This window comes from Microbacterium sp. W1-4-2, assembly GCF_058349885.2.
Map to the genome: position 1 here is coordinate 66,444 of NZ_JBYRJC020000005.1, position 21,160 is coordinate 87,603.

Here is a 21,160-nt window from a genome sequence, read left to right on the forward strand (position 1 = left end):
ATGGCCGGCGACAACGGGGGCGGCCGTGATCGGCTCGCCCCCGTGATCCCGCTGTTCGGCGATGCCAAGCGGGCCGGCCGTGCGACGCCGCCGGCCTCGGATGCCGAGGCCTGGCACACCACCTGGGATGACGACGACGGCTACGACGACGATGACGCCGCCGGTGACATCGACGAATGCGCGCAGATCGAGCGCGAGATCGCGGAGCGGAATCTGCTGCGAAAGCTGCGCACACGGCAGCTGTCGCAGTCCGAAGCACGGGCGGTGATCGCCGAGCGCGATCTCGAGTCCCATGAAGTCGATGCGCTGGTGCACGCGTTCGTGCGCCGCGGATATCTCGACGACGGGGCGCTGGCCGAGCAGCTCGTCCGCAGCGCCGCCGAGCGCAAGGGGCAGGGGCGTACGGTCATCGCGCAGAGTCTGGCCAAGCGCCGCATCCCACGGGATGTGATCGATGCCGCACTGGCGGCGCTTCCCGACGACGACGCCGAGCGGGCTCTCGAGTTCGCGCGGCAGAAGGCGCGGTCGATGCACGGTCTCGAACGCGATGTCGCCCTGAGGCGCCTTGCCGGCCAGCTCGCGCGGCGCGGGTACGGGTCTGCGGCGCTGGACGCCGCTCGGCAGGCGCTCGACGAGCTCTGACGCCGCAACGGCGCCGGCGATCGCAGCGTCGATGGCGGGCCCCGCTCTGCGCATCACCCGCCCGAGCCGCCACCGCCCGAGCCGGCACCGCCGGTGAAGCCCGTACCAGGGCCGCCCCCTAAGCCCAGTTCGCGGCGCAGCCCGGCGGTTCCGCCCCGCAGTACGCCCAGTCCCGTCGTGCCGCTGGACGGCTGCTGGTCGAGATCGGCGAGCACCACCTGCTGGCCGGCGGTGAGTCCCTTCGTGATCTCGATCCGTGCGGCGCCCATCGCACCGAGGGTGACGGATGTGCGGAGCGGCTGGCCCTTGTCCAGCACGAGCACGCTGGCGTTCGCGCCGGCGATCGTGACCGCCGACGACGGCACAGTGAGCACGTGGTGCGCCGTCGCCACCGTGACCGAGGCCTGCGCGGTCGCGCCGATCCGAGGGGCGTCGCCGGTGGCGTCGAACGCCAGCGTCACCTGGTAGGCGGGCGTCGAGTTCTGCGACACATCGAGCAGGCCGATCGTCGAGACGGTTCCCGCATACGTCCTGCCGAACGCCGGCAGCACGATCGAGGCCTTCTGCCCGGTCGCCACCTCGCCGATCTGCGCGAGGGGGACGGTGGCGGTGACCGAGAAGCCGCCGGTGCCCTGCACGGTGACCGCGGCCGTCGCGGACCCGGCTGCGACGCCGCTTCCGGCGGTCAGGCCGATCGCGACGACCGTGCCCGCGATGGGGCTGGTCAGGGTCGCGAACCCACGGTCCTGCTCGGCCACCGACACCTGCGCCTGTGCGCTGTCGACCTGCGCTCTGTCGGAGAGGATCTGCGCCGCCGTGATGGTGCCGGTCCCGCTCGTCGCGGAAGCGGAGCCGCCTCCGTTGGCCGCCGAACTCTCGCCGACGGCTGTGCGGACGAACGACGCCGTCTGCACCCCGGCGGTTACGCCGGCGCCCTCGAACACCGCTGGGCGCGCGTCCGCGCTCTTCTGCAGGGTCCTCTGCAGCGCGGCGACGGCGGTGTTGAGCACTGAGGCCTTCGCCTGCAGATCCTTCTGCGCGGCCGCCGTCGACGTCTGCGCGCCCAGCGCCGTCGTCACCGCACCCTGACAGGCGGTGAGCAGCGTCTGCGTGTCGGCCACGGTGCCCGCCGTCGCGTTCGAGGCGTCGGTGGGAGACGGCGAGGGCGAGGCGGAAGGGGAGGGAGAGGCCGTGCCGGATGCCACATCGGCGGCGAGGAACGGCGCACAGGCCGTCTGAGCGGCGGTCGCCGCAGCCGATGAGGACTGCTCGGCGGCGGCGGTCGTCGCGTACTGGGCCAGGAGTGCGTCCTGCGCAGTGGCTACCGCCTTCTCGGCGTCGGCGACGGCTGGGTTCGCGGAGCCGGACGACGCGCCGTCGCCGGAGGTGCCCGACCCGGACGAGCCGGGGCGCGATCCCGTGGGGCCCGAGTGCGTGCCCGATGATCCCGACCCGCCGCCCGCCGCCGACGATCCGTGACCGGTACCGGCGCTTCCCGTCCTGCCCGAGAGGCCGCCGCTTGCCCGCGAGGCAGCGCTGCTGCTGCTCGTGCCGCCGGTGCTCTGCGCCGCGAGATCGTCGGCGAGCTGCTGCTTCGCGGCGGCCACGGCATTCTGCGCCGCGGTCACCTCCGCGTTCAGCGCGGTCGCGTCGAGCGTGGCGAGCTTCTGGCCGGCGGCCACCTTCTCGCCCTGCGTGGCGAGCACCCTCTGGACGGTGCCCGAGACCTGGAACGCGACAGCGACGCTGTCTGCCGAAGCGACCTGTCCGGTCAGATCCAGGGTCTGTGCGACATCAGCGAACGTCGCCTCGGCGACGCGGTAGCGATCGCTCGCGCCCCGCGTGGCGGCGAACACCGCGGTCCCGCCGACCGCCACGAGCACCACGGCCACGACGCCGATCGCGACGACGGTGCGTCGTCGCATCGCCGCCAGCAGCGCTCCCGTGCGCCGCCGGCCCATCGCCGGTGTGTCAGCCATTCGTCGTGCTTCCCGTGCTCTGGCGGGGCGCGGACACGGCTCCGGTCCCGCTCGACCCGGACCCGCCGTCCGACCCCGAGTGCGACCCGGATCCGCCGTTGCCGCCGCCGAAGCCGCCGAAGCCGCGTCCGCCGAACCCCTGCGTGCACGTGCCGTCGGCTGCGGCATCCGACAGCGTCAGCGCCGTCGCGGCGAACCCGCCCTTGTCGTCGGCCTTCCCGGTGGCGCGCACGCACATGCCGACCTTGATCGCCGCGGCCGTGGCATCCACCGTCGCGGTGATCACGGTCGATGCACCCAGCGTGACTCTCGTGGTCGTCGTGGTCTGCGACGGTGTCGTGGTCTGCACGGTCAGTGCGGTCGCGCTGGCGGCGGTCACTCTTCCGATGGCGATCCGCCCGAACACGCCCGGTGATCTGGACGCGCGCGGCTGCGGCGCCCCGCCCGAGGGCGCCTGGGGCGGGGCCGACGGGCGGGGGAACGCGCCCTGGCGTCCACCCGGCCCTGCGCCGAATCCGAGCGTGCACGTGCCCGCCGAGGATGCCGCGGTGACGGTGATCGACGTCGCGGCCGCGGCCTTCTGCGGCGTGACGGCGACGACGCAGTCGCCCACGGCGATGGTCGAGGCGGCGACCTTCTCGGTGCGCCGGATCGTGGTCTTCGCGGTGTACGACACGGCCGTCTGCATGCCGTCGCCCTGCACCTGCAGGACGTCGGCCGTCTCGGCCGCGATCAGGCCGAAGATCCCGCCTCGACCGGTTCCGCCGCCCCGGCCTGCTCCGAAGCCCTGCCGCCCGGTGCCGGCCGATGCGCTCGGCAGGGGCGTCGTGGCGGTCGTGGACGAGACGGCCGAGCAGCCGGCGAGGGCGAGCGCGGTCACGATGCCGGCGGCGACCAGGCCCGCGATGCCGACTCGGCGGCGCAGGCGGGCGGGTGCGCGGTGTGCATCTCGCATGACGTGGGCCTTTCGTTCTTGCCGCGCGCTACTGGCTGCGCAGCGCGTCGATGGGGGTGAGGCGTGCCGCACGCGTGGCGGGGTATACGCCGAAGACGAGGCCGATCGCGACCGAGACCACGAGGGCGAGCACGATCGTGGGAACCGATGCGATCACCGAGCTGCCGATCAGCGCGGGCAGCAGCCACGTGGTGACCACGCCCACGAGCACGCCGAGCACGCCGCCGGACAGACCCAGGATGGCCGCCTCGGCGAGGAACTGGCGCCGGATCGCACCCGGTGGCGCGCCGAGCGCCTTCCGCAGGCCGATCTCGCGGGTGCGCTCCGAGACCGAGACGAGCATGATGTTCATCACTCCGATCCCCCCGACCAGCAGCGAGAGCGCGGCGATGCCCGTGAGCAGGATCGTCAGCGTCCGGTAGATCGAGGTCGCCGTGCTCACCAGCGCGCTCTGGCTCGACACGGTGAAGTCGGCGTCAGCTGTGTTCGTGATGCCGTGCAGATGCATGATGACGGCCGTCACCTCCTGCAAGGCGGCCGAGAGCACCCGGTCCGAGGCGGCCTTCACGTAGATGCGTGAGACAGCGTCGGCGTTCGTGCCGCCCATGACGGTGCTGGCCGCCGTCGACAGGGGGATGACGGCGATGTCGTCGAGATCGGTGGAGGTGCTGGCACCGGCCGATGCGAGCACGCCGATGACCTGGAAGGACGTCCCGCCGATCGTCACGGACTGGCCGACGACCGCGGACGTCCCGAACAGCTCGTCGGCGGTCTGCGGCCCGAGCACGACGACGTGGGCGTTCGCGTCGTACTGCGCCGTCGTGAAGAACGAGCCCTGCTGCGGTGTGCGCGAGCGCACGCCCGGCCAGGCGGTGGTGGTGCCGGTGACCGTCGTCGTCCAATTCGCCGTGCCTGCGGTCAGGGCCAGTGAGGCCGACTTCTCGGGTGCGACGGATGCCACGTCCGGGGCTGCGATCTCGGATGCGCTGGCTGTGGCATCCGCCGCCGTCAGCGTGTCCGCGGACCCGAACCCGCCGCGGATCCCGCCGGTGCTGGTGCTCGAACCGGGCGAGACGATGAGCAGGTCGCTGCCCAGGGCGCTGATCTGGGCGCTGACGTCCTTCTGCGTGCCGAGGCCCAGGCCGACGGTGACGACGACGGCGGCGATGCCGACGAGGATGCCGAGCACCGTCAGCAGCGACCGCAGCGCGTGCGTACGGATCGCATGCCACGAGGTGGCCAGGGTCTCTGCCCAGTTCATGCCGCGGCATCCTCTCTCTGCGCGTCCGACACGACGCGGCCGTCGCGCACCGTCACGATGCGGCGGGCGTGCGCCGCGACGTCGTGCTCGTGCGTGATGAGCACGATCGTGCGGCCCGCCGCGTGCAGTTCGTCGAACAGCTCGAGCACCTCTGCGGTCGAGCCCGAGTCGAGGTTGCCGGTCGGCTCGTCGGCGAGGATCATCGTGGGGTCGCCGGCCAGCGCGCGCGCCACGGCCGCGCGCTGCTGCTGGCCGCCCGAGAGCTCGCCGGGCTTATGGGCCATCCGGTCGCCCAGGCCCACGCGTTCGAGGGCCGCCGTCGCGCGGCCCCGCCGTTCCGCCTTGTCGACCTGCCCGTAGATCATCGGCAGCTCGACGTTGCGCAGCGCCGACAGGCTGGGCAGCAGATGGAACTGCTGGAACACGAACCCGATCTGCCGGTTGCGCACCCGGGCCAGGGCCGCCTCGCCGAGGCTCTCGACGTCCTCGCCGCCGAGCCGATACGAGCCGCCGGTGAGCACGTCCAGACACCCGAGGATGTTCATCAGCGTGGACTTGCCCGAACCGGACGGGCCCATGATCGCCAGGTACTCGCCGGCGGTGACGGTCAGATCGATGCCGCGCAGCGCCTCGACCTCGATGTCGCCGGTGCGATACGTCTTGCGCGCGTCGGTCAGCGCGATGACCGGCACCGTGCTCATCGCCCGCCGCCCTGGGCGTTCTGCGTCTGCCCGCCCCGCCCGCCGGTGCCGCCGAAGCCGCCGGTGAAGCCGCCGCCGGTGAACGTCCCGCCGAACCCGCCCGGGAACCGGCCGGTGAAGGTCCCGCCGCGGCCGGTCGTGCTGCCGGTGCGCCCGGCGCCGGGGGTGAAGGATGCCACCACCACCGTCGCGCCCTCCTTCAGGCCCTTCGTGATCTCGGTGTAGCCCCCGGCGACCTCGCCCACGGTCACCGGGGTGACGGTGTGTCGGCCGCCGGAGCCCTCGACGGTCACGGTGCTCTTGCCCGAGGTCGTGGAGACGGCCGCGGACGGCACGGCGAGCACGTCGGTGCGCCGCTGGTAGACGATCGCGGCGGTCAGCGACACGCCGTCGAACAGTCCTTTGCCGGGGCCGGTGACCGCGATCGTCACGGGGTATTGGGCGGCCCCCGACGTGGTGGAGGGGATCAGGCCGACCTGGGTGACCAGACCGTAGTATGCCGCGCCGTCGGTGGTGCTCAGCTCGACCTGCTCGCCCTTCGACACGTGCGAGATGTCGGTCTCGCCGACCGAGACGTCGACGCTCCACGACGAGGTCCCCACGATCGTGAACGCGGCGCTCGCCGAGGTCGACGACGAGGCCTGCGCCGACGCACCGCCGTTTCCGCCGGAGCCGGCGCCCGAGCCCGTCCCCGCGCCCGTTCCCGATCCGGAACCGGAGCCGCCCGTGCCCGACACCCGATCGCCGACGGCGACGGTCACCGCCGTCAGCAGGCCCGCTGCCGGGGCGAGAAGCGTCGCATCCGTCATCGCGTCCTTCGCCTGCGTCACGGCCTGGCTCGCGGCGTCGACCGAGGCGGAGGCTGCGGCGACCCGTGCGGTCGCGGCCGCCGAACCGTCGTCCTGGCTCTGCGCCGACGACAGTGTCGCCCGCGCCTGCGCGAGCGTCGCCTCGGCGTTCAGCAGCGATGCGTTCAGCTGCACGGTGTCGACCCTCGCCAGCACCTGCCCCTTCTTGACCGTGTCGCCGGCTTTCACCTCCACCGCGGTGACGGTGCCGGCAACGGCGAAGTCGACGTCGTCCTGCACCGCCGGAGCTGCGGTCCCGGTGGCCGAGACCGTCTGCTCCATCGTCCGCAGCGACGCGGTCGCGGTGCGGGTGAACACCACCGCCTGGACCGACTGGCCGGGCACGACGACGCCGAATGTCCACGCGGACAGGGCAACGGCCGCCAGCCCGGCCGTGCCGGCCGTCACCCACGTCCATCGGGGAACGGATCGGAAGAACAAGCCCGCTCTCATGGGTACGGCTCCTCTGCGCGTCGTCGAACGGCGACAACGGTAGAAGCGCCGGTGATGGGAACGGCGTCGAGAGCCGATGAAACGGCTTTGAAGGCGATCTGCCCGCGCTGCACGTCCCGTGGCGGCAGGCGCCGCCGGGCGCCCCTGCCCCGGCGGCGGCTCGTAGAATGTTCAGATCATGTCTTCGCCCTCATCCGCCCCGACGATCATCGCGCCGTCGCCCGCCGCGCTCGACGACTCCGGGCGCGCCCGCACCTACGAGGTCCGCACGTTCGGCTGCCAGATGAACGTGCACGATTCCGAGCGGCTGGCCGGCTCGCTCGAGAGCGCCGGCTACATCCGCGCGGCCGAGGGGCAGGACCCCGACGTCGTCGTGATCAACACGTGCGCGGTGCGCGACAACGCCGCCGGCAAGCTGTACGGCACGCTGGGGCACCTGAAGAGCAAGAAGGACGTGCACGACGGCATGCAGATCGCCGTGGGCGGGTGTCTGGCGCAGATGGACAAGCAGGCCGTGCTCGACAAGGCGCCGTGGGTCGACGTCGTCTTCGGCACGCACAACATGGGCTCGCTGCCGGGCCTGCTCGAGCGCGCCCGGCACAACGGCGAGGCCGAGCTCGAGATCCTCGAGGCGCTCGAGGTGTTCCCCTCGACCCTGCCGACCAAGCGCGACAGCGCCTACAGCGGGTGGGTGTCGATCTCGGTCGGCTGCAACAACACCTGCACGTTCTGCATCGTGCCGAGCCTGCGCGGCAAGGAGAAGGACCGCCGCCCCGGCGACATCCTCAGCGAGATCCGCCTGCTCGTCGACGACGGCGCGATCGAGGTGACCCTGCTCGGCCAGAACGTCAACTCCTACGGCGTCGAGTTCGGCGACCGGCAGGCGTTCGCGAAGCTGCTGCGCGCCGCGGGCGATATCGAGGGGCTCGAGCGGGTGCGGTTCACGAGCCCGCACCCCGCGATGTTCACCGACGACGTGATCGACGCGATGGCCGAGACGCCCAACGTCATGCCGCAGCTGCACATGCCGCTGCAGTCGGGCAGCGATGCCGTGCTGCGCGCGATGCGCCGCTCGTACCGCAGCGCCAAGTTCCTCGGCATCCTCGACCGCGTCCGCGCCAAGATGCCCGACGCGGCCATCACGACCGACATCATCGTCGGGTTCCCCGGCGAGACCGACGAGGACTTCGAAGAGACGATGCGCGTCGTCGAGCAGGCCCGCTTCTCGAGCGCGTTCACGTTCCAATACTCGATCCGCGAGGGAACGCCGGCCGCGATCATGGCCGACCAGGTGCCCAAGCAGGTCGTGCAGGAGCGGTACGAGCGCCTCATCGCCCTGCAGGAGCGGATCTCGCTCGAAGAGAACGAGAAGCAGCTGGGTCGCGAGGTCGAGGTGCTCGTGTCGACGGGCGAGGGCAAGAAGGATGCCGAGACCCACCGACTCACGGGACGCGCGCGCGACAACCGGCTCGTGCATTTCGAGGTGCCCGCGGGTTCGGATCTGCCGCGGCCCGGCGACATGGTGACCGTGCAGATCACGCACGCTGCACCCTTCCACCTGCTCGCGGACTCGGCCGACGGTGCGCCGCTGCGCATCCGCCGCACGCGCGCCGGTGATGCGTGGGAGCGGGGCCAGGCCGACAGCTGCGCGGTTCCGTCGCACGGCGGCGCGACCGGCGGCACCGTGTCGCTCGGCATGCCGACGATCGGCCTCGGCCCCACAGGTCGTTGAGCGCCCTTCGTCTCGCTTCGCTCGCTCACGGACCGCGCAGCGAGTCGAAACGCCGCCTCTGGGCGGTCGTCGGCGCCACCGGCACCGGCAAGACCGCGCTCTCGCTCGACCTGGCCGAGGCGCTGACCGCGTCGGGCACGCCCGCCGAGATCGTCAACGCCGACGCCATGCAGCTGTATCGCGGGATGGATGTCGGCACCGCCAAGCTGCCCGCTGCCCAGCGGCGCGGCATCCCGCACCACCTGTTCGACGTGCTCGAGGTCACCGAGGACGCGGCCGTCGCCCGCTACCAGCACGAGGCGCGCGCAGTGATCGCGGCGATCCACGGCCAGGGCGCCGACGCCATCCTCGTCGGCGGGTCGGGGCTGTACGTGTCGAGCGTGCTGTACGACTTCCGTTTTCCGCCCCGCGACGACACCGTGCGCGCAGCGCTCGAGGCGGAGCTCGACGCGCTCGGCCCTGCGGTGCTGTTCGCCCGGCTCCGTGACGCCGACGCCGCCACGGCGGCCCGGATCGACCCGCGCAACGGGCGGCGCATCGTCCGTGCGCTCGAAGTGCTTGCGCAGGGCGAGGCCACGCACGGGGCGGTCCTGCCCGACGAGCCCGTGCTGTGGCATCCCGACACCCGTGTCGTCGGGGTGCACCTCGATCGCGCCGAACTCGTGCCGCGGCTGGACGCCCGCGTCGAGGACATGTGGCGAGGCGGCCTGCTCGACGAGGTCGAGCGCCTGCGCGCGGCCGGACTCGAGCGCGGCACGACGGCGCCGCGGGCCATCGGGTACGCGCAGGCGCTCGCGCAGCTGCGCGGGGAGCGCAGCCGGGCCGAGGCGATCGCCGAGACCCAGGCGCTGACCCGGCGCTACGCGCGGCGGCAGGTGTCGTGGTTCAAGCGCTACGGCGGCGTCGAATGGGTCGCGCCGGCGACGGATGCCGCCGCGTTGCTGCACGAGTGAGATGTCGGAGGTGCGCGGCATGATGGCCGCGTGACCACGATCTTCTATACCGCATCGAGCCTCGACGGATTCATCGCGACGCCCGAACACGGGCTCGATTGGCTGCTGAGACAGGACGTCGACGTCGACGGCCCGATGGGCTACGGCCCGTTCATCGACACGATCGGGGCGCTCGCGATGGGCGCGTCGACGTACGAGTGGGTCCTCGCGCACAGCGGGGGCTGGGAGTACGCCCAGCCCAGCTGGGTGCTCACGCACCGCTCGCTGCCGCGCCGGGACGGTGCCGACGTGCGCTTCGCGTCCGGTGACGTGCGGGCAGTGCACGCGCAGATGACGGATGCCGCGGCCGGGCGCGACCTGTGGGTCGTGGGCGGGGGAGGCCTGGCGGGCCAGTTCGCCGACGCGGGACTGCTCGACGAGATCTGGGTGCAGTTCGCGCCCGTGACCCTGGGCGCCGGCGCACCGCTGCTGCCCCGCGCACTCGACCTCGAACTGGTCGATGTCGCCCGCAACCGCGCCTTCCTGTGCGGGCGCTACCGGATTGCGTCCGGCGACGCGGCAGCCGGCAGGATCGCGGGATGACCGTCTCGATCCGCGCCTTCCGCACCTCCGACACCGAGCCCGTCGTCTCGCTCTGGCGCGCGACCGGGCTGACGCGCCCGTGGAACGACCCGTACCGCGACATCGAGCGCAAGCTCACCGTGCAGCCCGAACTGTTCCTGGTGGCGGTCGACGACGAATCGGTGGTGGGATCGGTGATGGCCGGGTACGACGGTCACCGCGGCTGGCTGTACTACCTCGCCACCGCGCCGGCCCGTCGCGGCGAGGGCATCGCCCGCGCGCTCGTGCACGAGGCCGAGCGGCTTCTCACCGCGATGGGCTGCCCCAAGGTCGAGCTCATGGTGCGGGTGGGCAACGAGGACGTGCTGGGCTTCTACGACGCCGTCGGCTACGAGCGGTTCGAGATCGCGATGACCGGCAAGCGGCTGATCGCCGACGCCTGATACCGCAGCGGACGGGCGCCGGCGACCCTAGGATGGACGCGATGTCCACCTCTCTCGCGTTCACCAAGGGCCACGGCACCGGCAACGACTTCGTCGTCGTGGCCGACGTCGACGGCGACCTCGCCCTGTCCGACGATCAGGTCGCCGCCCTGTGCGACCGGCACTTCGGCGTGGGTGCCGACGGATTGCTGCGGGTGGTGCGTGCGAGCGCCGTCGAGGACGGACAGGATGCCGCGGCCGCCGGCGCCGAGTGGTTCATGGACTATCGCAACGCCGACGGCTCCGTCGCCGAGATGTGCGGCAACGGCATCCGGGTCTACCTGCACTATCTGCTGGCGACCGAGCTCGCACAGCTCGACGCCGACGGCGCGATCCGCATCGGCACGCGCAACGGCGTGCTGCGGATGACCCGCAGCGACCTGGGCTACGAGGTCGACCTCGGCCCGTTCCGCACCGAGCAGGGCGACACGCTGGTACGCGCCCGAGGACTGGAGGTCGCCCGCCCCGGCCAGGGTGTGGACGTCGGCAACCCGCACGTGGTCGTGGCGGTCTCTTCGGCGGCCGAGCTCGATCACCTCGACCTGCACACAGCTCCCATCCTCGAGCCGCAACCGGCCGCCGGCGCGAACGTCGAATTCGTCGTGCCCGCCGACCCCCTGGTCGCCGGCGGTGTCGGCGCGATCCGCATGCGCGTGTTCGAGCGCGGTGTGGGCGAGACGCTCAGCTGCGGCACCGGGGTCGCGGCATCCGCCCTCGCCGTGCGGGAGTGGGCCGGCGAAGCCGCGCCCGATCGCTGGATCGTCGACGTGCCCGGCGGGCGGCTCGGCGTGCGCGTGGACGGCGGCCACGTGTTTCTGTCGGGGCCCGCCACGCTCGTCTACTCGGGCACGATCACCCTCGCGTGAGCCCGTTTCGATCGCGCCGCAGCCACCGCTCGGCCGTGGTGCGCCCCGCAGGTAGGACCTGCCGGTCTGCCGTTGCCACCGGGCGCGGGCGACTCGGACGGCGTTGGGGCGGGCGGGCGGTGTGAACGGGAAGTTCCCGCCCTTCGGGATCATCCCGTCCGCTGAGAGCGGATCGCGGTGTGCCGCGAGCCGCAGCGTGCCTACCATGTGGCCATGACCGACACCGCCGTCCCGGCATCACCGACAGCCCCGGCCGCCGCAGCCGCGGCATCCACCCCGCCTGCGGAGCGTGGCAGGCCGCATGCGCCCGAACCGCTGTGGCGCGAGATGGTCGGCGAGGTGCTGCGCGAACAGCGCACCGACCGCGACGAGACGCTGGTCGAGACGTCGCGCCGCGCGGGCATCTCGCCGCAGTACCTGTCCGAGATCGAGCGCGGCATGAAGGAGCCCTCCAGCGAGATGCTCGCCGCGGTGGCCGGCGCCCTCGGCCTGACCCTGCTCGACCTCACTCTGGGCGTCGCCGACCGGATGGCCCCGGCGCCGATGCCGGCCGCGGCGACCGTCCGCGCCGCGTACGCGCTGGCCGCCTGACACTGCCTGACGCATCTGACGCCCGACACCGTCTGACGCGTCTGAACGCGCCGGCCGCGCCGGCCCACCGGCTCAGGCCGCGAGCGCCCGCTCGGCGATGACCTGGTCGACGAGGCCGTACTGCTTCGCCCCGTCGGCGGTGAGCACGAGGTCGTGGTCGGTGTCGGTGCGCAGGCGTTCGACGGTCTGCCCGGTGTGAACGGCCAGGATCCGCTCGATCTCACCACGCACGCGGACGACCTCGTCGGCCTGCAGGATCAGATCCGGCACCGCCCCGCGGCCCTGCGCGGCCGGCTGGTGCAGAATGACCCGGGCGTGCGGCAGGGCGGCGCGCTTGCCCGGCGTGCCGGCGGCCAGCAGCACCGCCCCGACGGCGACCGCCTCGCCGACGCAGAACGTGGCGATGTCGCTGCGCACGAAGCGCATCGTGTCGTACACGGCGAGCATCGCACTGGGGTCTCCGCCCGCGCAGTTGATGTACAGCTGGATGTCGCGCTCGCCGCCCTGCGCGTCCAGGTGCAGCAGCTGTGCGACCAGGGCGTTGGCGACGTCGGCGTCCAGGGGTGTGCCCAGGTAGATGACGCGTTCGGTCAGCAGCTGCGAGTAGACGTCCATGACGCGGTCGCCGCGCGGGGACTCGGCGATCACGTTGGGGATGAGGAACTGTGCCATGTCAGGCTCCTTGCGTGGCGAGGCCGACCGCGCGCCGGGCGGCGTGCGGGAGGATGGCGGGGAACGACGTCGTGATCTCGTCGATGAAGCCGTAGGAGAGCGCCTCGTCGGCGCTGAACCAGCGGTCGTGCAGAGAGTCCTCGAACACGCGCTCGAGCGGCTGGCCGGTGTCGTCGGCGATGAGCCCGAGCACCGTGTCGCGGGTCTGGCGCAGGTCGGCGGCCTGCAGTTCGACGTCGACGGCGGATCCGCCGATGCCGGCCGAGCCCTGGTGCAGGAGGATGCGGCTGTGCGGCAGCGCACGGCGCTTGCCGGGCGTGCCCGCCGACAGCAGGAACTGTCCTGCGCTGCAGGCCAGCCCGAACGCGACGGTGGCGACGTCGCACGGCACGGTGCGCATCAGGTCGCGGATGGCGAGCATGGCGGGCACCGAGCCGCCCGGGGAGTGGATCCACAGCGTGATGTCGGCGCGATCGCCCTCGGCGGCCAGGGCCAGCAGCTGGGTCATCAGCAGCACGCCGTTGTCGTCGTCGAGCGGGCCGTCGAGCACCAGGACCCGGCGGGCGTACAGCGAACGCCGCGTCTCGGTGTCGAACAGGTGGCGGGGGATGTCTTCGGTCATGCCCACAGCCTGCGACACCGCCGGCCGGCGCGGGCCCGGATCCGCCTCGGGCGGATCCGCCGACGGCAGACGCCGGTACGGGGCGGCTCAGGGCAGGCGGATCGCGTCGGTCGCGGGTGTGCCGTGGTGGCGCACCTTCAGCACGCGGTATCCGCGCGCGGTCGCGGCCCTGTGCACGCTGAACGTCTCGTCGAGGGTCGCGGCCAGCCACCGCTGCAGCGAGTCCGAGCCGAGGTTGCGCTGCACGACGAACCAGCCGTCGCTGCGCTCGTCCAGGCGCGGAACCCACCGCAGCAGCATGTCGTGCAGCACACTCTTGCCCACGCGGATCGGCGGGTTGGAGCGGATGCCGCGGAACACGACGCCGTCGGGAACATCGTCGGGCGTGACGGCGTTGATGTTGTCGAGACCGAGAGCCTCGGCGTTGCGGCGCACCAGATCCAGCGCACGCTCGTTCACGTCCACCGCCCACACCGTGGCATGAGGGGAGTCGAGCGCGATGCTGAGCGAGATGGGGCCCCATCCGCAGCCGAGATCGAGGATGTCGCCCCCGGGCGGGGGCGGCGGCGTGTTCGCGAGCAGTACCTGGGTTCCGGCATCCAAGCGATCCGGACTGAACACCCCTCCGGCAGTCGTGATCTCCACATCGCGACCCGCCAGTCGCACGGGGATGCGGCGGAGGTTCTCGGCACTGGCAGGAGACGCGCTGAAGTAGTGGTCACTGCCCATGATGCTTCAGCGTAGCGGAAGGAGGGCGCGTGCCCCAGGCTAGAGTTCTACGAATGGAAGAGACGAGTTCCGACCCCGTCGACCGCGTGCTCGCGCGCGCGGATGCGCACTCGGGTGTCCGCGTGTTCGGTGCGGCGCAGGCACTGCAGGATGCCGCGACCGCGGCCGGCGGTGACGCCGACGGCGCATTCAACGGCGAGCAGTGGGATCGCGAGGAGCGCGCGGCCCTGCGCAGGGTGCAGGGACTGTCCACCGAGCTCGAGGACGTCACCGAGGTCGAGTACCGCCAGCTGCGCCTCGAGAACGTGGTGCTGGTGGGCGTGCACCCGCAGGGCGCGAACGAAGACGCCGAGAACTCGCTGCGCGAGCTCGCCGCACTGGCCGAGACGGCGGGAGCGGTCGTGCTCGACGGACTGCTGCAGCGGCGCCCGCATCCCGACCCCGCGACCTACGTCGGGCGCGGCAAGGCGCAGGAGCTTCGCGACGCGGTGGCCGCGCTGGGCGCCGACACCGTGATCGCCGACACCGAGCTCGCGCCCAGCCAGCGCCGTGCGCTGGAGGATGTCGTGAAGGTCAAGGTGATCGACCGCACGACCGTGATCCTCGACATCTTCAGCCAGCACGCCAAGAGCCGCGAGGGCAAGGCGCAGGTCGAGCTCGCCCAGCTCGAGTACCTGCTGCCGCGACTGCGCGGCTGGGGCGACTCGATGAGCCGTCAGGCGGGCGGCCAGGTCGGCGCCGGCGGCGCGGGCATGGGCTCACGGGGACCCGGTGAGACCAAGATCGAGCTGGACCGGCGCCGCATCCGCACCCGCATGGCGCTGCTGCGCCGGCAGATCAAGGACTTCGCTCCCGCACGCGAGGCCAAGCGCGCCGAGCGCAAGCGGCACACCGTGCCGTCGGTGGCCATCGCCGGCTACACGAACGCGGGCAAGTCGAGCCTGCTCAATCGGCTGACCAGCGCCGGGGTGCTCGTCGAGAACGCGCTGTTCGCGACGCTGGATGCCACGGTCCGCCGGTCCGAGGCGGCCGACGGGCGCGTGTACACGCTCACCGACACGGTCGGATTCGTGCGCAATCTTCCGCACCAGCTCGTCGAGGCGTTCCGCTCGACGCTCGAGGAGGTCGCCGACGCGGACGTGGTCGTGCACGTCGTGGACGCCGCGCACCCGGATCCGGCCGCCCAGCTGGCCACCGTGCGCGACGTGATCGGCGACGTGGGCGGCCGCGACATCCCCGAGATCGTCGTGTTCAACAAGGCCGACCTGGTCACGGACGACACCCGGCTGGTGCTGCGCGGCCTCGAGCCCGACGCGCTGTTCGTGTCCAGCCGCACCGGCGAGGGCGTCGACGAGCTGCGCGCGAGGATCGAGCAGACGCTGCCGATGCCGGCGGTCGAGGTCACCGCGCTGGTGCCCTACGACCGGGGCGATCTGGTGGCGGCCGCGCACGAGTCGGGCATCATCGTCGCGCAGACCCACGAGCCGGGCGGCACGCTGCTGCACGCGCACGTCGGCGAGCACCTGGCGGCGCAGCTGGCGCCGTACCGCGTCTGACCCCGCTCAACGACCGGTCGACAGGGCGAGCGGCGGCACGCCGTCGGGGATGAAGCCGAACACGGCGCCCAGGAACGCGAGCTCCTTCTGCAGCACGTCGATCACCGTGTCGGTGCCGCGGAACCCGTGCGCCTCGCCCGGGTAGAGCACATACGCGTGCGGCACGCCCCGATCGGCCAGGGCGTCGCGGATCGCCTCTGCCTGCGCGGGTGGCACGACCGGGTCCTCGGCGCCCTGCAGCAGCAGCACCGGCACGCGGAAGCGTTCCGGGTGCGACAGCGGTGAGCGCTCCAGGTAGACCGGCTCGGCCTCGGGCAGAGGGCCGATCAGGCCGTCCAGGTACCGCGACTCGAAGTCGTGCGTGTCGGCGGCCAGCGCTCGGGCGTCGCCCACGCCGTAGCGCGAGATGCCCGCGGCGAACACATCGGTGTCGGTGAGCGCGGCCAGCACCGTCCAGCCGCCCGCCGAACCGCCCTCGATCGCCAGGCGCGCGGGGTCCGCCCGCCCGGCCGCGGCGAGGCCCGATGCGGCAGCCGCCACATCGTCGACGTCCACGACGCCCCACATCCCGCGCAGCCGCTCCCGGTACGCGCGTCCGTAGCCGGTCGAGCCGCCGTAGTTGACGTCGAGCACGCCGATGCCGCGGCTGGTCAGGTACGCGGTCTTCGCCGCCGCCGCGGGAGCGGTGTGCGAGGTCGGCCCGCCGTGCACCAGCACGACGTACGGCGGCAGCTCGCCGGCGGGGGCGACGGCATCGGGATTGCGCGGCGGATAGTCGAATGCGTGCACCGGGCCGTGCGGGCCGTCGAATGTCACGGCGACCGGCTGCGGCATCCATTCGGCTCCCCACGCGAGCGCGCCGTCGTTCAGGCGCTCGGCGTCGTCGGGGTGATCCAGGTCGACCAGCCAGACCGCCGGCGGGCCCGTGACGCCGGAGGCGGTGAGCACGACGCGCGTGCCCGACGTGTCCGCGATCGAGACGTTCGCGGTCGCGTCGAGCGGTAGGGGCGATGCCGCGCCGGTGGCCGGATCGATCACCACGACCTGGTCCGCCCCGTTCGTGCGCACTGCGACGATCCGCCCATCCGCGAGCGGGCGGAACCAGCGCATGCCCAGCACCCATACCGGCCCGCCCGTGTCGGCGTCGGCCGGGGCGACTGCGACCCGGTCGAGGTCGGCGTCCACGCGCACGCGCTGCAGGTTCCATCGGCCGGTGGCGTCGTCCGCGTAAAGCAGCTCGTCCTCGCCCACCCACACCGGCTGCACCGGCGCGGAGTCGCCGCCGGCGATCGTGACGGCGTCGCCGTGGTCGCCCAGGCGTCGCACCCGCAGTCGCGTGCGGTCCCACGGCATGTCGGGGTGATCCCAGCCGATCCACGCCAGGCGGGCGCCGTCGGCCGAGAGGGCGGGGTGCGCGACGAAGTCGGTGCCGGCGGCGAGCGAGACCACCTGAGGCTGTTCGCCCGGCACGATCTCGACGATGTCGCGTACCGGCGCACCCGCGCCCGTGTGCGTCTCGCGCACCGCCAGCAGCTGCCCGTGCTGCCAGTCCAGACCGCCGTAGCGCTCGCCGGCGCCGGGCGGGGTGAGCCGGCGCGGTGCGCCGCCGGGCGCGAACTCCCACACGCACTGATCGGTCTTCTCGACGAAGAACAGGCGCCCGTCGCCCGAGGCCGTCCACGCACCGCCGCCGTACTCGTGCACGCGCGAGGCGAGGTTCCACGGCGCCGGCAGCAGCACGCCGGCGCGGCGCGAGCGCACCGTCATCCGGCCGCCCTCGGCGGGCACGGACTCGCCCCACCAGACATCGTCGCCGACGAACCGGGCGCCGTCCAGACGCGGGGCCGACGCGGCCGCGAGCTGCGCCGTGATCGGCGAGGGCCAGGATCCGTACGGGAGGGTCTGTGGCATCCCTCCACGCTAGCCGCAGGCACCGACGCGCACACCCCGACCGGTGCCTTCGCCCCTATCCCTGCGGCCATAGGGACCTCGCAACACTACGTCACGGCAGGTGGCCGGCCGTGCCCGGTGCGCCTACCGTGGTCCCATCGTCGCCCGGGCAGTCCGGGCAGGAGCGACAGCCGAGCCCGGCACCCGCCCGCGATTCCCCCGCGCACGTCCGTGCGCGGGTCGCGGCCGCCCGGCCGTCGTCCTTGCCATCGGATACAGGAGAGCCCGTCATGTCCCTCGCCGACGACCTGCAGCGCACGTCCTCGACGGTGCCGTTCTCGTTCGAGCTGTACCCGCCGCGCAGCGACGGAGCGGCGGTTGCGCTGGACGAGACGATCGATCGCCTGGCCGCGGCCGGCCCCCGCTTCATCTCCGTCACGTACGGCGCCGGAGGGTCGACCGGCGGGCGCTCGCTCGAGGTGCTGCGACGCATCCGCGAGCGCAGCGCCCTCGCCGGCAGGGACGTCGAGCCGCTCGCACACCTGACCTGCGTCGGCAACACGTACGCGGGCGCGGCGACCCTGATCCGCGAATTCCTCGACGCCGGCATCCGCAGCTTCCTCGCCCTGCGCGGCGACCCGCCGGCGGGGTTCGGGGAGGACGACGCGTTCCTGGGCGACCTGGAGAGCTCGGCGCAGCTCGTGCAGCTGATCGACCGGGTGCAGGCCGAGCGCGCCCCGTACGTCGAGTCCGGCATCCCCGGGCTGCCCGGCGCCGCGCGGGTGGACCGCCGCGAGGATGTCGAGATCGCCGTCGCCGCCTTCCCGAACGGGCATCCGCGTTCGCGGCACGCCCGCGAGCACATCGACGCGCTGCTGGCCAAGCAGGCCGCCGGCGCCACCTTCGCGATCACGCAGCTGTTCTTCCATGCCGACGACTACCTCGGGTTCGTCGACCGCTGTCGCGCCGCCGGCGTCGTGATCCCGATCCTGCCCGGGATCATGCCCATCACCTCGCCCGGCCGCCTGCAGCGCGTGCTCGAGCTCACCGGGGAGGAAGTGCCCGCCGAGCTCGAGATCGCACTGCAGGTCGAGCCGGACGCCGACGCCCAGCGCGCGTTCGGCATCGGCTACGCCGCGCGGCTGGCGGCCGACGTCGTCGCCGGGGGTGCCCCCGGCATCCATCTCTACGCCTTCAACAGCCATGACACGGTGCTCGCAGTCCTGCGCGAGGCCGGCATCCTCACCACCACCGACAAGGAGATCGCACGATGACCACCGCCTTCCCCGCCGGGACCATCCTCGGCTACCCCCGCATCGGCCGCCGGCGTGAGCTCAAGCGCGCCGTCGAGGCGCACTGGGCCGGCCGGATCGACGCCGACGAGCTCGAGCGCACCGCCGTCGAGCTGCGCCGCGCGACCCGGGACCGGCTGCACGAGCTCGGTCTCGGCGCCGACGATTCGTCGATACCCGAGTCGTTCTCGTACTACGACCAGGTGCTGGATGCCGCGGCCGCCGTGGGTGCGCTGCCCGAGCGGTTCGCCGACCTGCGCGAGGCCGACGGCACGATCGGCCTGGGCGCGTACTTCACCGCCGCGCGCGGCGAGGGCGAGCGCGCGCCGCTGGAGATGACCAAGTGGTTCGACACGAACTACCACTACCTGGTGCCCGAGATCGGTCCCGAGACGGTGTTCGCGCTCTCGAGCGACCGCTTCGTACGCCAGATCGCCGAGGCCCGCGCAGACGGCTACACGACCCGCCCCGTCGTGGTGGGACCGGTGACCCTGCTGGCCCTGTCGAAGGCGTCGGATGCCGCGCCCGAAGACTTCTCGCCGCTGTCGCGGCTCGACGACGTCCTGCCCGTCTACGTCCGGCTGCTGGCGGACCTGCGTGCGGCCGGCGCCGACTGGGTGCAGCTGGACGAGCCGGCCCTGGTCAGCGAGAGCCTGCCCGTCCCGGCGGCAGAGCTCGCCGCGGCCGCCGAGCACGCGTACGCCGTGCTGGGCGACGTCGCGGACCGGCCTCGGATCGTCGTGGCGGCGGGCTACGCGCAGCTGTCGGACCAGGCGTGGGCGGCGCTGGCGGCCGCGCCGATCGAGGCGATCGCGATCGACCTCGTGCGCGGCGACGTGCCCGCTGCCGTCCCGGGCCTTTCCGACAAGGTGCTCGTGGGCGGTGTGATCGACGGCCGCAACATCTGGCGCGGCGACCTGCAGGGCGCATGGGACAGGCTTGAACGGCTGCGGGTCCTCGGCGCGAAGGCGGTCGCCGCCGGCACGACGACCTCGCTGCAGCACGTGCCGCACGACGTCGCCGATGAACCCGACCTCGACGCGCGGCTGGCATCGTGGCTCGCGTTCGCCGACCAGAAGGTGGGACAGGTCGCCGCCCTGGCCACCGGTCTGGTCCGCGGTCGCGCGGCGATCGAGGCCGAGGTGGCTGCGGCATCCACTGCCCTCGCCGACCGTCGTGAGGCGCCGGGCGTGCGCGACGGGCAGGTTCGTGAGCGCGAGGCGGCCCTCACCGCCGAGGCCTTCACCCGCGGGGACTATGCGGCGCGCGTCGCGGCGCAGGAGGCCGCACTCGGGCTGCCGGTGCTGCCCACCACCACGATCGGATCGTTCCCGCAGACCGGCGACATCCGCCGCGCTCGCGCCGAGCACGACCGTGGCAAGCTGAGCACGGCGGACTACGAGGACGTGCTGCGCTTGGAGATCACGAGCGTGATCGGCCTGCAGGAGGAGCTGGGGCTGGACGTGCTGGTGCACGGCGAGCCCGAGCGCAACGACATGGTGCAGTACTTCGCCGAGAACCTGGACGGGTTCGCGGTGACCCGCAACGGCTGGGTGCAGTCGTACGGGTCGCGCGCCACCCGGCCCTCGATCCTGTGGGGCGACGTCTCGCGGCCCGCGCCGATCACGGTGGCCTGGTCGCAGTACGCGCAGTCGCTGACCTCGAAGCCCGTCAAGGGCATGCTCACCGGGCCCGTGACGATCCTCGCGTGGTCGTTCGTGCGCGACGACCAGCCGCTGGGCCAGACGGCGAACCAGGTCGCACTGGCGCTGCGCGACGAGATCGCGGATCTCGAGGCCGCGGGCATCGCCATCATCCAGGTCGACGAGCCGGCCCTGCGCGAGCTGCTGCCGCTCAAGCAGGCCGCTCAGCCGGCGTACCTCGACTGGTCGGTGGGGTCGTTCCGCCTCGCGACGGCGGGTGCGGCCGAGGCCACACAGGTGCACACGCACCTGTGCTACTCGGAGTTCGCGGTCGTGATCGACGCGATCGCCGCCCTGGACGCCGACGTCACCTCGATCGAGGCGGCGCGCAGCCGCGGCGAGGTCATCGGCGACATCGCGTCGTCGGGCTTCGCCCACGGCATCGGGCCGGGCGTCTACGACATCCACTCGCCGCGCGTGCCATCGGTCGACGAGCTCACGCAGCTGCTCGAGCGGGCGGCCGCCGAGCTGCCGCTGCGCCAAGTATGGGTGAACCCGGACTGCGGGCTGAAGACACGCGCGTACCCCGAGACCGTGGCGTCGCTGCGCAATCTCGTCGAGGCGACACAGCGCGTGCGCGCGGCACAGGAGGCGCTCTCCCGCGCGTAGGGCGCCCAAACGCGGTGGGCCCGGCCGGAGCATTCCGGCCGGGCCCACCGCGTTGTACGAGGA

19 protein-coding genes are annotated in these 21,160 nt (G+C 72.8%); 10 read left to right on the forward strand and 9 right to left on the reverse strand.

The genetic code is table 11. The annotated features are described in order from the left end of the window. A complete protein-coding gene (locus AC3RX0_RS16230) occupies positions 1–642 on the forward strand; it encodes a regulatory protein RecX (protein ID WP_491507049.1) in 642 nt (213 codons plus the stop codon). Between the two features lie 53 nt (positions 643–695). Here AC3RX0_RS16230 and AC3RX0_RS16235 read toward each other — a convergent pair whose 3' ends face one another. The 5 genes from AC3RX0_RS16235 to AC3RX0_RS16255 are packed head-to-tail and all read right to left on the reverse strand — an operon-like array spanning position 696 to position 6,839. Continuing rightward, positions 696–2,621: an efflux RND transporter periplasmic adaptor subunit gene (locus AC3RX0_RS16235; RefSeq protein ID WP_491507050.1), complete on the reverse strand. Its 1,926-nt coding sequence runs from the start codon at positions 2,619–2,621 to the stop codon at positions 696–698. After that, the gene (locus AC3RX0_RS16240; RefSeq protein WP_491507051.1) at positions 2,614–3,576 is read right to left on the reverse strand and encodes a hypothetical protein; all 963 of its coding nucleotides are present in this window, start codon (positions 3,574–3,576) and stop codon (positions 2,614–2,616) included. Before AC3RX0_RS16240 ends, AC3RX0_RS16235 begins: the two co-directional genes overlap by 8 nt. Before the next feature lie 28 nt (positions 3,577–3,604). After that, a complete protein-coding gene (locus tag AC3RX0_RS16245; RefSeq protein WP_491507052.1) occupies positions 3,605–4,837 on the reverse strand; it encodes an ABC transporter permease in 1,233 nt (410 codons plus the stop codon). Beyond that, positions 4,834–5,538: an ABC transporter ATP-binding protein gene (locus AC3RX0_RS16250; protein WP_491507053.1), complete on the reverse strand. Its 705-nt coding sequence runs from the start codon at positions 5,536–5,538 to the stop codon at positions 4,834–4,836. Before AC3RX0_RS16250 ends, AC3RX0_RS16245 begins: the two co-directional genes overlap by 4 nt. After that, on the reverse strand, positions 5,535–6,839 hold the full coding sequence (locus AC3RX0_RS16255; RefSeq protein ID WP_491507054.1) for an efflux RND transporter periplasmic adaptor subunit: 1,305 nt from the start codon (positions 6,837–6,839) through the stop codon (positions 5,535–5,537). Before AC3RX0_RS16255 ends, AC3RX0_RS16250 begins: the two co-directional genes overlap by 4 nt. 178 nt (positions 6,840–7,017) lie before the next feature. Between AC3RX0_RS16255 and miaB the strand changes: the two genes are divergently transcribed. The 6 genes from miaB (at position 7,018) to AC3RX0_RS16285 (ending at position 12,024) form a co-directional block, all read left to right on the forward strand. Next, a complete protein-coding gene (gene miaB, locus AC3RX0_RS16260; protein ID WP_491507055.1) occupies positions 7,018–8,571 on the forward strand; it encodes a tRNA (N6-isopentenyl adenosine(37)-C2)-methylthiotransferase MiaB in 1,554 nt (517 codons plus the stop codon). Beyond that, entirely contained in the window at positions 8,568–9,524 is a 957-nt protein-coding gene (gene miaA, locus AC3RX0_RS16265) for a tRNA (adenosine(37)-N6)-dimethylallyltransferase MiaA (protein ID WP_491507056.1), read from the forward strand. The genes miaB and miaA overlap by 4 nt, the downstream gene beginning before the upstream one ends. A gap of 30 nt (positions 9,525–9,554) precedes the next feature. Next, complete coding sequence (locus AC3RX0_RS16270; protein WP_491507057.1) at positions 9,555–10,106, forward strand: dihydrofolate reductase family protein; 552 nt, start codon at positions 9,555–9,557, stop codon at positions 10,104–10,106. Next, complete coding sequence (locus AC3RX0_RS16275) at positions 10,103–10,528, forward strand: GNAT family acetyltransferase (RefSeq protein ID WP_491507058.1); 426 nt, start codon at positions 10,103–10,105, stop codon at positions 10,526–10,528. The genes AC3RX0_RS16270 and AC3RX0_RS16275 overlap by 4 nt, the downstream gene beginning before the upstream one ends. A 41-nt stretch (positions 10,529–10,569) precedes the next feature. Beyond that, positions 10,570–11,433 (forward strand): diaminopimelate epimerase, encoded by an 864-nt coding sequence (gene dapF, locus AC3RX0_RS16280; protein ID WP_491507059.1) that lies wholly within the window; start codon positions 10,570–10,572, stop codon positions 11,431–11,433. Between the two features lie 213 nt (positions 11,434–11,646). After that, on the forward strand, positions 11,647–12,024 hold the full coding sequence (locus AC3RX0_RS16285; protein WP_491507060.1) for a helix-turn-helix domain-containing protein: 378 nt from the start codon (positions 11,647–11,649) through the stop codon (positions 12,022–12,024). 72 nt (positions 12,025–12,096) lie between these two features. Here AC3RX0_RS16285 and AC3RX0_RS16290 read toward each other — a convergent pair whose 3' ends face one another. The 3 genes from AC3RX0_RS16290 to AC3RX0_RS16300 all read right to left on the reverse strand — a co-directional run bounded on the left by AC3RX0_RS16290 (position 12,097) and on the right by AC3RX0_RS16300 (position 14,047). After that, on the reverse strand, positions 12,097–12,696 hold the full coding sequence (locus AC3RX0_RS16290) for a ClpP family protease (protein ID WP_491507061.1): 600 nt from the start codon (positions 12,694–12,696) through the stop codon (positions 12,097–12,099). A gap of 1 nt (position 12,697) precedes the next feature. Continuing rightward, entirely contained in the window at positions 12,698–13,318 is a 621-nt protein-coding gene (locus tag AC3RX0_RS16295; RefSeq protein ID WP_491507062.1) for a ClpP family protease, read from the reverse strand. 87 nt (positions 13,319–13,405) lie between these two features. Next, positions 13,406–14,047 carry a class I SAM-dependent methyltransferase gene (locus tag AC3RX0_RS16300; protein ID WP_491507063.1) on the reverse strand — a complete coding sequence of 214 codons (642 nt, stop codon included), beginning with the start codon at positions 14,045–14,047 and terminating at the stop codon, positions 13,406–13,408. Positions 14,048–14,100: 53 nt separating this feature from the next. Here AC3RX0_RS16300 and hflX point away from each other — a divergent pair, with 53 nt between their 5' ends. Beyond that, a complete protein-coding gene (gene hflX, locus AC3RX0_RS16305) occupies positions 14,101–15,603 on the forward strand; it encodes a GTPase HflX (protein WP_491507064.1) in 1,503 nt (500 codons plus the stop codon). A 6-nt stretch (positions 15,604–15,609) separates the two neighbouring features. Here hflX and AC3RX0_RS16310 read toward each other — a convergent pair whose 3' ends face one another. Next, positions 15,610–17,514, reverse strand: a complete 1,905-nt coding sequence (locus AC3RX0_RS16310) for a prolyl oligopeptidase family serine peptidase (protein ID WP_491507065.1) — start codon at positions 17,512–17,514, stop codon at positions 15,610–15,612. A gap of 269 nt (positions 17,515–17,783) precedes the next feature. On the opposite strand from AC3RX0_RS16310, the gene AC3RX0_RS16315 reads away from it, so the two are divergent. Beyond that, positions 17,784–18,767, forward strand: a complete 984-nt coding sequence (locus AC3RX0_RS16315) for a methylenetetrahydrofolate reductase (protein ID WP_491507066.1) — start codon at positions 17,784–17,786, stop codon at positions 18,765–18,767. Continuing rightward, positions 18,764–21,097: a 5-methyltetrahydropteroyltriglutamate--homocysteine S-methyltransferase gene (metE, locus tag AC3RX0_RS16320; RefSeq protein ID WP_491507067.1), complete on the forward strand. Its 2,334-nt coding sequence runs from the start codon at positions 18,764–18,766 to the stop codon at positions 21,095–21,097. The genes AC3RX0_RS16315 and metE overlap by 4 nt, the downstream gene beginning before the upstream one ends. Positions 21,098–21,160: the final 63 nt, after the last annotated feature.